General features: G+C 72.8%; 11 protein-coding genes. 10 read left to right on the forward strand and 1 reads right to left on the reverse strand.

What is annotated here, in order from left to right; translation table 11 throughout:
- Positions 1 to 41 precede the first annotated feature (41 nt).
- Positions 42 to 1,346 carry a UDP-N-acetylmuramoyl-tripeptide--D-alanyl-D-alanine ligase gene (gene murF / locus HNQ09_RS04960; RefSeq protein ID WP_184026312.1) on the forward strand — a complete coding sequence of 435 codons (1,305 nt, stop codon included), beginning with the start codon at positions 42 to 44 and terminating at the stop codon, positions 1,344 to 1,346.
- On the opposite strand, the gene HNQ09_RS04965 is transcribed toward murF, so the two are convergent.
- A complete protein-coding gene (locus HNQ09_RS04965; RefSeq protein ID WP_184026314.1) occupies positions 1,301 to 1,759 on the reverse strand; it encodes a hypothetical protein in 459 nt (152 codons plus the stop codon). The genes murF and HNQ09_RS04965 overlap by 46 nt on opposite strands.
- A gap of 33 nt (positions 1,760 to 1,792) precedes the next feature.
- On the opposite strand from HNQ09_RS04965, the gene HNQ09_RS04970 reads away from it, so the two are divergent.
- The 9 genes from HNQ09_RS04970 (at position 1,793) to aroB (ending at position 11,963) form a co-directional block, all read left to right on the forward strand.
- The gene (locus HNQ09_RS04970; protein WP_184026316.1) at positions 1,793 to 2,527 is read left to right on the forward strand and encodes a hypothetical protein; all 735 of its coding nucleotides are present in this window, start codon (positions 1,793 to 1,795) and stop codon (positions 2,525 to 2,527) included.
- Between the two features lie 266 nt (positions 2,528 to 2,793).
- On the forward strand, positions 2,794 to 3,969 hold the full coding sequence (gene pilM, locus HNQ09_RS04975) for a type IV pilus assembly protein PilM (protein ID WP_184026319.1): 1,176 nt from the start codon (positions 2,794 to 2,796) through the stop codon (positions 3,967 to 3,969).
- Positions 3,962 to 4,675: a fimbrial assembly protein gene (locus HNQ09_RS04980; RefSeq protein WP_184026322.1), complete on the forward strand. Its 714-nt coding sequence runs from the start codon at positions 3,962 to 3,964 to the stop codon at positions 4,673 to 4,675. Before pilM ends, HNQ09_RS04980 begins: the two co-directional genes overlap by 8 nt.
- A complete protein-coding gene (locus tag HNQ09_RS04985; RefSeq protein ID WP_184026324.1) occupies positions 4,665 to 5,312 on the forward strand; it encodes a type IV pilus inner membrane component PilO in 648 nt (215 codons plus the stop codon). The genes HNQ09_RS04980 and HNQ09_RS04985 overlap by 11 nt, the downstream gene beginning before the upstream one ends.
- A complete protein-coding gene (locus tag HNQ09_RS04990; RefSeq protein ID WP_184026327.1) occupies positions 5,309 to 6,658 on the forward strand; it encodes a hypothetical protein in 1,350 nt (449 codons plus the stop codon). Before HNQ09_RS04985 ends, HNQ09_RS04990 begins: the two co-directional genes overlap by 4 nt.
- Complete coding sequence (locus tag HNQ09_RS18780) at positions 6,655 to 8,880, forward strand: type II secretion system protein GspD (RefSeq protein WP_246363160.1); 2,226 nt, start codon at positions 6,655 to 6,657, stop codon at positions 8,878 to 8,880. The genes HNQ09_RS04990 and HNQ09_RS18780 overlap by 4 nt, the downstream gene beginning before the upstream one ends.
- A gap of 162 nt (positions 8,881 to 9,042) precedes the next feature.
- The gene (gene aroC / locus HNQ09_RS05005) at positions 9,043 to 10,191 is read left to right on the forward strand and encodes a chorismate synthase (protein ID WP_184026329.1); all 1,149 of its coding nucleotides are present in this window, start codon (positions 9,043 to 9,045) and stop codon (positions 10,189 to 10,191) included.
- Between the two features lie 76 nt (positions 10,192 to 10,267).
- Positions 10,268 to 10,921 (forward strand): shikimate kinase, encoded by a 654-nt coding sequence (locus HNQ09_RS05010; protein ID WP_380002793.1) that lies wholly within the window; start codon positions 10,268 to 10,270, stop codon positions 10,919 to 10,921.
- The gene (gene aroB / locus HNQ09_RS05015) at positions 10,908 to 11,963 is read left to right on the forward strand and encodes a 3-dehydroquinate synthase (RefSeq protein WP_184026334.1); all 1,056 of its coding nucleotides are present in this window, start codon (positions 10,908 to 10,910) and stop codon (positions 11,961 to 11,963) included. The genes HNQ09_RS05010 and aroB overlap by 14 nt, the downstream gene beginning before the upstream one ends.
- Positions 11,964 to 11,967: the final 4 nt, after the last annotated feature.

An 11,967-nucleotide genomic window follows, 5' to 3' on the forward strand; every position in this document is an offset into this window, starting at 1 on the left:
CTCCAGGGTACGGTGCCCCACGCGGCAGGTATCCTCCGCCCATGCTCGACCCGCACGCTGCCCTGCCCTTCGCCGCCGCCGTCCACCCGGGGGCGCGCCCCGCCCGGCGCCTGACCTGGGACTCGCGCGAGGCCGGTCCCGAGGTCGCCTTCGTGGCCCTGCCCGGCGAGCGGATGCACGGCAACCGCTTCGTGGAAGCGGCGCTGGCGGCGGGCGCCCCCTTCGTGCTGACCGACCTGGACGTGGAGCGGGCGGTGCGGGTCGGTGATGCGCGGGAAGCCCTCTTTGCCTGGGCACGCTCGCAGCGGGCGCACAACCGGCTGGTCGTGGGCATCACCGGCAGCGTGGGCAAGACGACCGCCAAGAGCTACGCCGCCGCCGCCCTGGACGCCGAGTTCATGCCCGTCTACAACACCTTGCCCGCCATCGCCTGCTTCCTGATCGAGCTGGGCAGCGGCGACCGGCCCCTGGTCGTGGAGATGGGCATCGACCGCGTGGGCGAGATGGCCGAGCTGGTGGACCTCGTGCAGCCCGACGTGGGCGTGGTGACCAGCATCGGGGCGGCGCACCTGGAGCAGCTGGGCAGCCTGGAGGGGGTCGCCCGCGAGAAGGGCGTGATTCTGGAAGGAAGGCGGGGGCTGGTGGGCACCCAGGCCGCCCCCTGGTATCCCGGCCTGGACACCTACGGCTTCGGGGAGGGGGTGACCCACGCCGGGGAAGGGCTGGAGGTGACCCCACAGGGCGCCCGCTTCACCTTCCGGGGCGTGCCGGTCACGCTGCCGCTCGCCTCCCGGGTACAGGCGGAGGCGGCGGTGCTGGGGCTGGCGCTGGCGGCGGAGGCGGGGCTGCCGCTGGCCGAGGCCGCCGGGCGGCTCGCCGGGGTGCAGGTGCCGGGAGGCCGCTACCGGGTCCATCCGGGCCGCTTCACCGTGATCGACGACGCATACAACGCCTCGCCGCTGGCCGTCACCGCCGCGCTGGACGCGCTGGCCGCCTTTCCGGGCCGCCGGGTCAGCGTGCTGGGGCGAATGCTGGAACTGGGCGAGACCGAGCGCGAGCTGCACGCGCAGGTCGGTGCCCACGCGCGGGAACAGGCCGACCTGACCTACGGGGTGGGCGCCTTTGCCGCCGAACTGGGTGACCGCGCCTTTTCCACCGTTCCCGAGCTGCTCGCCGACCTGCTCGCGGAGGTGCGGGACGGGGACGTGGTGCTCGTCAAGGCCAGCCGGGGCATCTCGTGGACCTCCGAGCGGCGGGCGCAGGAGGGCGTGGGGCTGGACGTGGTGGTGGAGGCTTTGCTTCAGGCGCGTGAGGCCGAAGCGGGCGCCGGAAACGTACCCAGATAAAGGTGCGCCCGTTCCCAGACCCCGGGCGGAAAGTTCCAGGGGGCGCGGTGATCATTCGCCGCGCAGAACTCGGCCAGGGGGACCTCCAGGTCGAGCACCTCGGCCCGCCACCCGGCGTCCAGGGCCAGATAGGCGGCCCGGTGCCCGGCCAGCAACTCCGCCTCGGGCACGTAGCCCTGCGCATCAAAGGCGGTGAGACCATCCGTGACGTAGACGTGGCTCCCGCCGCAGCCTGGTGCCGGACGGATGAACCGGGGCCGGAAACCCGAGCGCGGATAGGCGTCCAGAAACGCGAAGGCGAGCACATGACACGCGCCCGCCGCGAAGAAGGGGAGGTCCGGGCGGCGCCAGCTCAGGGCCACGTCGCGCTTCTCCTCGGGGGTCCGCCGCAACGCGGTGATGGGGAACCTCATGCCCCACAGCATACTTTCCTGAACAATCGGCCCATGCGCCCCCTGCTGCTGACCCCCCTGCTGCTCCTCGCCGCCTGCGCCCCCGCGACCACCTCCCGCACGCCCGCTCCGGCCTTCAGCGCCGCCTTCGCGCCGGAGGGGGTGGCCTGGGTCTGGGTGGACGCGGGCAAAGCCTGCGTGGCCCGCGCGCCCTCGTACCGCGCGGTCTGTCCCCGGCTGCCGGGGGCGGCGGTCGGGGTCGGCTGGAACGGGGGGGACGCCTGGGCCGCGTTGCCGGGTGCGGGGCTGCTCGTCACGCTCGACCGGGCGGCGCGCTCGGTGCCCGCAGGCCGGGTGGTGGCCCTGTCGAACACCCGCGCCTACCGCGAGGACGGCAGCGCGGTGACCTTTGCCGGAGCGCCCGCGACCGGCGTCCCCGGCGCCCCCTCGGCCGCGATCACGGGCGGCGACGGCCAGGACTACGTCCTCCTGGCCGGGGCGCTGCGGCGGGTGGCGGACGGCGCGGTGATCGAGACGGCGGCCGGGCCGCTGCTTCAGGCCACGCCGGGCGGCGCGCGGTCGGCGGACGTGGCGGGCGTGGTCACCCCGAGCGGCACCTACCGCCTGACGGGCGGCACGTTGCAGCGCCTCGACGCGGCGGGGCGGGTGCTGGCGAGCGTGCCGCATGGCCCGGGGCGCGTCGGGGTGGTGGGGGGCGACGTGGTGACCGTCTCGCCGGGAGGCGCAGTGGGCATCTTCGGCGTGGACCTGACCCCGGTCCGCCGTTAGCGCGGGGCGCTTCCCGCTGCGCCGACCCGTCTTCATCTTCCGGGGGCATCTCCACCCAACGGGCCGCCGGGCCGCGCCACCCAGAAAGGCGCGTGTCAGGCGGCGTTGTGGCGTTGTCAGAGTTCGGTGACGGGGGGGGTGGTTGCATGAGCCGTTCATGCGGCCCGAACCTTTTCTTTGTCCTGTCCAGCCCGCCGTCCACGCTGTCAGGCAAGTGTTGGCCTCGATGAGAAGAAGTTAACATCCGCCGGACGCCTGGAGGGAGAATGTCAAGCCTGCTACAACGCCTCACGCGCCCACGCCAGAGTGCCATCGGCGTGGAGATCGGCACCAGCGCCATCAAGGTGGTGGCGCTGCGCCCCGGCTCGCCCCCGGTGCTTCAGCACGCGGTCATGGTGCCGACGCCCATCGGCAGCATGCGCGACGGCCTGGTGATCGAACCGCAGGCCGTCGCCAGCGAACTGCGCAAACTGCTGGCCGAGCACCAGATCACCGTTCGTCAGGCGGTCACCGCCGTGCCCAACCAGTCGGCGGTCACGCGCAACATCATGGTGCCGCGCATGGAGCGCAAGGACCTTCAGGAGGCCATCAAGTGGGAGGCCGAGCGTTACCTCCCCTACCCCATCGACGAGGTCAACCTCGATTTCGACCTGCTCGACGATCCCGCCCAGGTGCCCGAAGACGGCCAGATGGAGGCCGTGATCGCGGCGGCGCCCAGCGAGGCGGTCGCGCGGCAGGTCGAGGTGCTGCGGCTGGCGGGGCTGGAGCCGACCGTGGTGGACCTCAAGAGCTTTGCCACGCTGCGGGCGCTGCGCGGCAACCTGCTGGGCGAGCACCTCAACAAGACCACCCTCTCGGGCCTGAACTACACCGAGGCGGGCGAGGTCGCGCTGGTGCTGGAGATCGGCGCGAGCAGCAGCGTGATCAGCCTGGTGCGCGGCGACCGCATCCTGATGGCGCGCAACATCTCGGTGGCCGCCGACGACTTCACCACCGCGCTGCAAAAGGCCTTCGACCTGGATTTCGCCGCCGCCGAGGAGATCAAGCTGGGCTACGCGGCGGCCGGGCTGCCGACCGAGAACGAAGAAGACCTGCTGAATTTCGACCTCGCCCGCGAGCAGTACAGCCCCGCGCGCGTGTTCGAGGTCGTGCGCCCGGTGCTGGCCGACCTGGTCACCGAGGTGCGGAGATCGCTGGAGTTCTACCGGGTGCAGTCGGGCGACGTGGTCATCGACCGGACCTTTATCGCGGGGGGCGGGGCCAAACTGCGCGGCCTGGAGGGGGCCATCAGCGACGCGCTGGGCTTCCGGGTGGAGGTCGCCAGCCCCTGGCTGACCGTGCAGACCGACCAGGCCAACGCCGACCCCGGCTACCTCCAGACCCACGCCGCCGAGTTCACGGTGCCGCTGGGGCTGGCGCTGCGGGGGGTGCCGCATGGTTGAGATCAACCTGCTGCCGCAGGCGGACCGCCGCCGCAGCGGCTCCGGCGGGGACGGCTGGAAGCTCGCGGCCCTGGCGCTGCTGCCGCTGACCGCCGCCGCCATCCTGGTTCCCGAGTGGCTGGTCAGTCACCAGATCGGCAAGTTGCGCGACGAGCAGGCGCTGCTTCAGGGCGAGATCGCCGCGCTGACCCCCACCAAGCAGAAACACGACGAGCTGCTGGCGACCCGCCGCACCCTGGAGGGCGTCACGGCGGTCGCCCAGACGCTGCGGGACGCCAAGACCTACTGGACCAACGACGTGGCGGCCTTTTCGGCGCAGCTCCCCAGTGGGGGCGGCGTGGCCGTGACCTCCATGAACGTCAAGCCGCTCGACGCGGGCGCGCTGACCAGCCTGCAACAGGGCGGCGTCTACGCCGGAAAGAACGTGGTGCGCGAGTTCGACCTCTCGGGCACCGCCCGCAGCCAGCAGTCGGTGGTGAATTTCCTGAACGCCTTCGAGAACAGCCCCAACTTCGCCGTGAACTTCCGCAGCCTGCAAGAGGAGGGCGAGACGGGCCGCTACACCTTCGCCGCCTCGGTCGGGCTGGTGGGCGCGGCCCCGGCCCCCGCTGCCGGGACCCCGGCCGGGACCCCAGCAGGGACCGCAGACGCCGCAGCGGCCCCCGCCCCCGCCACCCCCGCCGACGGAGGCAGCGATGTCCGTTAAGCTCGCGCCCCGGTCACTCTTTTTCGCGGTGCTGGCCGCCTGCGTGCTGGGGCTGCTGGGCTGGTACCTGCTGCGCTTCCAGGCCCGTCAGCAGGAGATCACCCAGATTCAGGGCGAGCTGGACACCACCCGCCTGACCGCTGCGGCCTACCGCGCCGCGCAGCGCGACCTGCCCGAGCTGGAGGCGACGGTCGCCCGGCTGGAGGTCGAACGCGACGCCTTCTTGCGCGCCCTGCCCGCCACCGCGCAATTCGGCACCGTGCTGGATGAGGTGCGGCGCAACGTCAGCGCGGCGGGGGCGGAACTGACCACCTTCACCGTGCAGAGCGGGGCGGGCGAGGGCCTGCCGGGCGGCGTGCGGCCCATCAACCTGAACCTGGGCGTGAGCGGCCAGTTTGCCCAGGTGTTCCGGGCGCTGCGGTCGCTGGAAACCATGAACCGCTTTGCCAATGTCGGCGGCGTGGGGCTGCAACTGCCCCAGGCCACGTCCTACAACCCCACGCTGGAGGGCACCCTGAACCTCACGGTCTATACCTTCGATCCGCAGGCGGCCCAGGGCGGCACCCCGGGGACGGGCGGCGCGGCCCCCGAGGCCCCCGCCGCTCCTCCCGCCGCGCCCGAGGGAGGCGTCCAGTGACCGGCGATTCCGCCGCCCGCCCGCCCAGCAAGGGCGCGGGCCTGAAGCTCTCGCGCGAGATGAAGCTGGCGCTGGCGACCCTGCTGCTGCTGGCCCTGCTGGGCGCCTGGTTCGTGTGGACCGGCAACCGCTCCGCAGACGACCTGGCCGGGGCCGCGACCCCGCAGAGCGACCCGGCCCAGACGGAAGGTGCCCAGTCGGGGGCAGCCCCGACGCCTGCCGCCGAGGCTTCTGCGACTCCCGAGGCCACGGCGGACAGCGCTGCCCCCGCCAGCGGCGCCCCCGTCGAGGTGGCCCCCAGCGGCCAGGGCGAGGTGCCGGTCATCCCCGCCTTCGGCACGCTGGACGGCCCGGACGCCGAAGGCCCGCAGCCTGAAGCTCTCCCCGCCCCCGGCGGCATCAATCCCGACACCGCCCTGGCGGCGCTGCCCGGCGTCAACCCCTTCCGGCCCCTGGCGCTGGAAGGCGAAGGTCAAACTCCGGACGGCCAGAGCGCCGCCGCGCCCGTCACGCCCCCCGCCGCGCCCGTGGCCCAGACCCCGGCCGTTTCCGCCGCGCCCGCTACGACCAGCAGCGACCGTGCCAGCACGTCCAGCGGCCCGCTGGCCCTCTCTCCCCTGCCGGGCACCGGGGTCTCCGGTGCCGCGGCGCCCGGGCCGGTGGCCGTCCCCTCGCCGCGCGTGACGGGCGGCGCCTTCCCCACCCCCACCCTGCCGGGCGCGAATGTTCCGGCCCCGGTCGCGGTGAGACCCAGCTCCCGCCCAGCGAGCGCGGCCAAGCCCAGCAGCGTCCGGGTGACCCGTCCGGCAGCGGTCCCGCCTGCCTCCCGGCCCACGGCCCCGGCCCCGGTCCGCGTCCTGCCCGCCCCCACCCCGGTGCGGCCCCCGGCGGCCCCCGCCGCGCTCCCGGCTCCGGCCCGGCCTCCGGTCGCGGGGGTCAGCGTGCCGCCCAGCCCCGATCTGAACGGCACGTTGGCGGCCGCCCCCGAGCAGCCGGGAACCGCCGCCAGCGCGGGCGGCGCGGCCCCCACGGCCCTGCCGACGCCCGGCACCCCTCAGCCCATCACCCAACTCGGCGCTGGTGGGGTGGAGAGCGGCGCGGCTGGCCCGCTGGCCACGCTGGTGCAGACCCGCGAGCTGGCCTTCGACGCCGTGGTGCTCGGCCCGGTGAACACCGCGATTCTGCGCTCCAAGGGCGGCTTCGTGGTCGTCGCCCAGGGCCAGACCCTCCCCGACTCGGACGTGGTCGTGCGTGAGATCAGCGCCGAGCGCGTCACGCTGGAACTCGGCCCCGAAACCCAGATCCTCGACCTCAACTCCCCGACCTCCACCCAAGGTGAGCCATGAAGAGATACGCCCTCCTGCTGACCGCCGCGCTCGGCATGGCCGCCGCGCAGACTTCCGTGCAGCCCTCCGCCCCCGTCCAGGGGACGGCCGCCCTTCCCGCGCGCACCGCCGACCCACAGCTCTCGGGCGCCGCCGTCACCTTTGACCTGCGGCGCGCAGGCAGCGACCTGACCTCCATGCTGCTGGCCCTCGCCAAAAGCGCCGGGTACGAGATTGTGCTGGAACCCGGCGTGGAGGCCATCTTGCAGGCGGGCAGCTCCGGCGCCGCAGCGGCCCCGGCAGGCGGCCAGCCGGGAGCCGGCGCCGCCCCCATGCTCGTGACCTACAGCGTGGTCAACAAGCCCTTCAACGAGGTGTGGCCGCTGGTCCTCGACCTCTATGGCCTGAGCTACGAGACGCTGCGTATCGGCGGGAGGCCCGTGCTGCGCGTCACCGCCCGGCCCGTGCAGAAGATCGTCCAGCTTCCGGCGAGCCTCAGCTCGGCGCTAGTGGAGCGGCAGCTCAAGCTCTCCTTCGGAAGCCTGAGGATGATCAGCAACAGCCAGAGCAACCAGAACGCCGCGCCGGGCACGGCCAGCACCTCCACGACCACCCGTGAGGAGACGCGCGAGGAGATCATTCTCGACTCTGCCACCCTGCGGATCATCGCGGAGCCTGCCTCCAACAGCGTCATCATCCGGGGGACCAATCAGGAGGTCGCGCAGGTCGAGCGGCTGCTCGCCGAGATCGTGGCCGTCCAGCCTGCGGGCGTCCGGGCCGCTCTCCAGACAGAGGTGCAGCGCATCTACACCGTCCGGGGAGCGCAGGCCGACGCCGTGGCGCTGCTGGGCGCGCAGTACCCGGGTCTCAGGGTCACGTCCGTGGGGCAGACCGGACAACTCGTGATCACCGGGCCGCAAAACCAGCTCGACGCCGCCCTGGCCCTGCTGGGACAGGTGGACCGCGCCCCCGCGACCCCCGCCCCGGCCGAGACCGCCGCCATCCAGCGCGTCTACGCCGTCAAGGGCCAGCAGGCCGACATTGTGACCCTCCTGGGCGCGCAGTTCTCTGGCCTCAAGGTCACGCCGGTCGGGCAGACCGGGCAACTGGTCCTAACGGGGCCGCCGACCCAGCTCGACACGGCCCTGGCCTTGCTGGGACAGGTGGACCGGGCGGCGCCCAACCCTGCCCAGACCGTGCAGCGCGTCTTCCAGCTGGTGAACGCCAGTGCCGAGGAGGTCAAGGCGACGCTGGAGGGCACGCTCGCCCGCGAGGTCACGCCCGAGAAGCCGCTGGCCAACGTGCCCGTCAACGCGACCGACGCGAACGGCAACGCGATCACCGTGACGGTGCCGACCACGAACACCAGTGCGGCGCAGGCGCCCCAGGAGGCCCCGGCGGCCGCCCCCGCCGCCGCGAACGCGGCGACGATCATCGCGGACAAGCGCACCAACACCCTGATCGTGCGCGGCACCGCCCCGCAGGTCGATCAGATTGCCGACCTGATTCCCCGGCTCGATCAGGTCGTGCCCCAGATCAACGTGCAGGTCCGGATTCAGGAGATCAACGAGACGGCGGCGCGCACGCTCGGCATGGACTGGAAGGTCAATTTCGGGGGCTTCAACGTGTCGCTGGGCGGCGGCGGGCTGGGCGCCACCTTCGACCCCACCCGCAGCCTGGTCGGCTTCAACGTGTTCCCCACCTTGCAGGCGCTGGAAACCCAGGGCTTTACCAAGCGCGTCTACGACGGCAACATCACCATGCAGAGCGGGCAGCGCTCGCTGGGCACCGGGACCAACTCGCAAAACGCCTCGGCGGGGGCGGCCGCCTCGATCAAGAGCGGCGGGCGGCTGGAGATCAACATCCCGTCGAGCGCGGGCAACATCGAAAAGCAGATCGACTACGGCCTGAACCTCGACTTCTTCGAGCCGCAGGTCGCGCCCGACGGCACGGTCACGCTGCGGGTGCGCGGGCAGGTCAACAACATCGCGGGCGCGCTGCCCACGACCGCCCTGCCCAACCTGCTGAACTTCACCAACAGTGAGGCCCAGAGCACCATCACCTTCAAGAGCGGCCAGACGGTCCTGATGAGCGGCCTGCTGGGCACCTCCGAGACCAAGTCGAACGACGGCGTGCCCTTCCTCAGAAGCCTGCCCATCATCGGCCCGGCCTTCAGCAAGCAGTCGACCAACCGCAGCCAGACACAACTGCTGGTCATCATCACCGGCAACGTCGTCAAGTAACGCGCCGCCGTTCGCCTCGCCTCTCACGCGCCCCCCACTCCGGGGGCGTGTTTGTTTGGGCAGGCCCCGCCAGGGCCGCCCGGTGCGGCGCTACAGTCGCCCCATGACCCCCACGCCGCTCCAGGCCGCCCGCCTCCTCCCCCGCCCCCGTCCGGCGGCCGCATGAGGTACCTCACCGCCGGGGAATCGCACGGGCCGCAGCTCACGGCGATCATCGAGGGGTTGCCGTCACAGCTGCCGCTGGGCAAGGGCGACATCGACCCCTGGCTGCGGCGGCGGCAGGGCGGCTACGGGCGTGGGCGCCGGATGGTGATCGAGACCGACGAGGCGCAGATTCTCAGCGGCGTGCGCGCGGGCCGCACGACGGGCGCTCCCGTCACGCTGGTGATCGAAAACCGCGACCACCGCAACTGGACCGAGATCATGTCCCCGGAGCCAGGGGGGGAGCCGCGCAAGAAGGCCCTGACCGACGCCCGCCCCGGCCACGCCGACCTGACCGGCGGCATCAAGTACCGCCACCGTGACCTGCGGGACGTGCTGGAGCGGGCCTCCGCGCGCGAGACGGCGGCGCGGGTGGCGGTCGGCTCGGTGGCGCTGCGGCTGCTCGCGGAACTGGGCGTGGAGGGCGCGAACTACGTTTCCAGCCTGGGCGGGGTCGAGACGCGCCAGCCCTTCGCCTGGGACGCGCTGGACGCCATCGAGGACAGCGACCTGCGGACCCCCGACGCGGACGCGGCCGAGCGGATGCGCGAGCGGATCGACCAGGCCAAGAAGGACGGGGACACCCTGGGCGGCATCCTGGAGGTGCGCTTCCGGGGCCTGCCGGTGGGCCTGGGCAGCTTCGCGCACTGGGACCGCAAGCTCGACGGGCGCATCGCGCAGGCGTGCCTCAGCGTGCAGGCGATGAAGGGCGTGGAGATCGGGCGGGCCTTCGAGAACGCCGCCCGGCCCGGCAGCGGGGTTCACGACGCGGTGTACTACCGGGAGGGCACGTATGCCCGCGACACCAACGCGGCGGGCGGCCTGGAAGCGGGCATGACCAACGGTGAGGAACTGATCGTGCGGGTCGCCATGAAGCCCATCGCCACGCTGATGAAGCCCCTCCCGACCGTCAATGTGGTCAGCCACGAGCCGTCGGACGCCGCCCGCGAGCGCAGCGACACGACCGCCGTGCCCGCCGCCGGGGTGATCTTGCAATGCGTGATCGGGTGGGTGCTGGCCGACGCGCTGCTGGAGAAGTTCGGGGGCGACACCCTGCCGGAACTTCAGGAGCGCTTGGAGGCGGCGCGGGCCTACGCGCGGGCCTACTGACCTGGCCCTTCCCCTCGCCCCCAGGATCGAGGCGGCGCTGGAGGCCGCCTTGCGATAGCCCGACGTGCCGGAGGGTGTGCCCGTCACGCTGCCCGGGGGGCTTTCCTCTAGACTGTCCCCCATGAACGGGTCCGGCCTGATCGAGCGTCCCGTCACCTGGGTGGCGCTGGCGGGCTTTATGGGCACCGGCAAGAGCCGCGTGGGCTGGGAACTCTCGCGGGCGCTGGCGCTGCATTTCGTGGACACCGACAAGCTGATCACCCGGGTCGTCGGCAAGACCATCCCGGAAGTCTTTGCGCAGGAGGGCGAGGGCTACTTCCGCGCCTGCGAGTCGGAGGTGGTCGAGCGGGTGACCCGGCTGGACCACGCGGTCGTGAGCCTGGGGGGCGGCACCTTCATCCACGAGGCCAACCGCCGCCGGTTGCTGGAACGTGGCCCCGTCGTGGTGCTGTGGGCCACCCCCGAGACCGTCTACCAGCGCACCCGCCACTCCGAGCGCCCGCTGCTCAAGACCCCCGATCCCCTCGCGCGGATCCGCACCCTGATGGATGAACGCGAGCCGCTCTACCGCCAGGGTACGATCCACGTCCACAGCGACGGCCGCCCCGCCGAGGAGATCGTGGCGGAGGTCGTCGAGCGCCTGTGGGCCTGGGCCGACGCGGACGCCGCCTGGGAGGGCGAGACGGACCCCGGGCGGGTGCCCGAACTGGCGGACCGTGCGTCGGATTGAGGTCGGCGGCCAGCGAGCCTACCCGGTGACGGTCGGCCCCGGCCTGCTCGCGGGGGTGCGGGTGCCCGAATCACAGGTCGCGCTGATCCACCCGGCGGACCTGCCCCCGGCGTTCGTGGCGGCGGCGCAGGCGGCCCTGTCTCCCCTGGTGACCGTCGAGGTGCCGGCCCGGGACGATTGCAAGACGCTGGCGGTGTATGCGGACGTGCTCTCGCGGCTGGCGGCGGCGAACCTCCCCCGGGACGGGGCGGTGGTCGGGCTGGGCGGCGGCGCGGCGACCGACCTCGCGGGCTTCGTGGCGGCAAGCCACCTGCGCGGGGTCGCCTTTTACACCCTGCCCACCACCTTGCTGGGCATGGTGGACGCGGCGGTGGGCGGCAAGACGGGCGTGAACCTGCCCGAGGGCAAGAATCTGGTCGGCGCCTTCTGGCCGCCGCGCGCCGTGTGGTGCGACACCGACACCCTGGGCACCCTGCCCCCCGAAGTCTTCCGCGAGGGCGCCGCCGAGGTGTACAAACACGGATTGATCGCGGACCCCAGCCTGCTGGCCCGCGTCCTCTCGCCCGACTTCCGGCCCGGTGGCCCCCATCTGGAACCCACCCTCGCGGACGCCGTCCGGGTCAAGGCGGACGTGGTGACCCGCGACCCGACCGAGCAGGGCGAGCGTGCCTTTCTCAACTTCGGCCACACGCTGGCGCACGCGCTGGAGGCCGCGACCCTTCACGCGGTCCCGCACGGCGAGGCGGTCGGGTACGGGATGCACTACGCGGCGCGGCTCAGCCGGGCGCTGGGCGGCGCGGACCTGACCGGGCACACCCTGGCCTTCTTGCGCTGGCAGCGGCCCCGGCCCCTTCCGGCCCTCGCGTTCGACGACGTGTGGCCCTACATGGCCCGCGACAAAAAGGCCGATTCGGAAGGCGTGCGCTTTGTGCTGCTGCATGACCTCGCGCGGCCCTACCTGAGCCGGGTGCCGGAGGACGTGCTGCGGCGGGAGTACGGCGGCTGGCAGGCCGACCTCTCGCCCCTTCTCATGGCCCCCTGAGCAC

Origin of the sequence: Deinococcus budaensis (assembly GCF_014201885.1) — a bacterium.
GTDB classification, from domain to species: Bacteria; Deinococcota; Deinococci; order Deinococcales; family Deinococcaceae; genus Deinococcus; species Deinococcus budaensis.

Bases quoted from the DNA above. Each gene is read 5' to 3' on its own strand.
- murF (WP_184026312.1), top strand. From the start codon at position 42: ATGCTCGACCCGCACGCTGCCCTGCCCTTCGCCGCCGCCGTCCACCCG.
- HNQ09_RS04965 (WP_184026314.1), bottom strand. From the start codon at position 1,759: ATGAGGTTCCCCATCACCGCGTTGCGGCGGACCCCCGAGGAGAAGCGC.
- HNQ09_RS04970 (WP_184026316.1), top strand. From the start codon at position 1,793: ATGCGCCCCCTGCTGCTGACCCCCCTGCTGCTCCTCGCCGCCTGCGCC.
- pilM (WP_184026319.1), top strand. From the start codon at position 2,794: ATGTCAAGCCTGCTACAACGCCTCACGCGCCCACGCCAGAGTGCCATC.
- HNQ09_RS04980 (WP_184026322.1), top strand. From the start codon at position 3,962: ATGGTTGAGATCAACCTGCTGCCGCAGGCGGACCGCCGCCGCAGCGGC.
- HNQ09_RS04985 (WP_184026324.1), top strand. From the start codon at position 4,665: ATGTCCGTTAAGCTCGCGCCCCGGTCACTCTTTTTCGCGGTGCTGGCC.
- HNQ09_RS18780 (WP_246363160.1), top strand. From the start codon at position 6,655: ATGAAGAGATACGCCCTCCTGCTGACCGCCGCGCTCGGCATGGCCGCC.
- aroC (WP_184026329.1), top strand. From the start codon at position 9,043: ATGAGGTACCTCACCGCCGGGGAATCGCACGGGCCGCAGCTCACGGCG.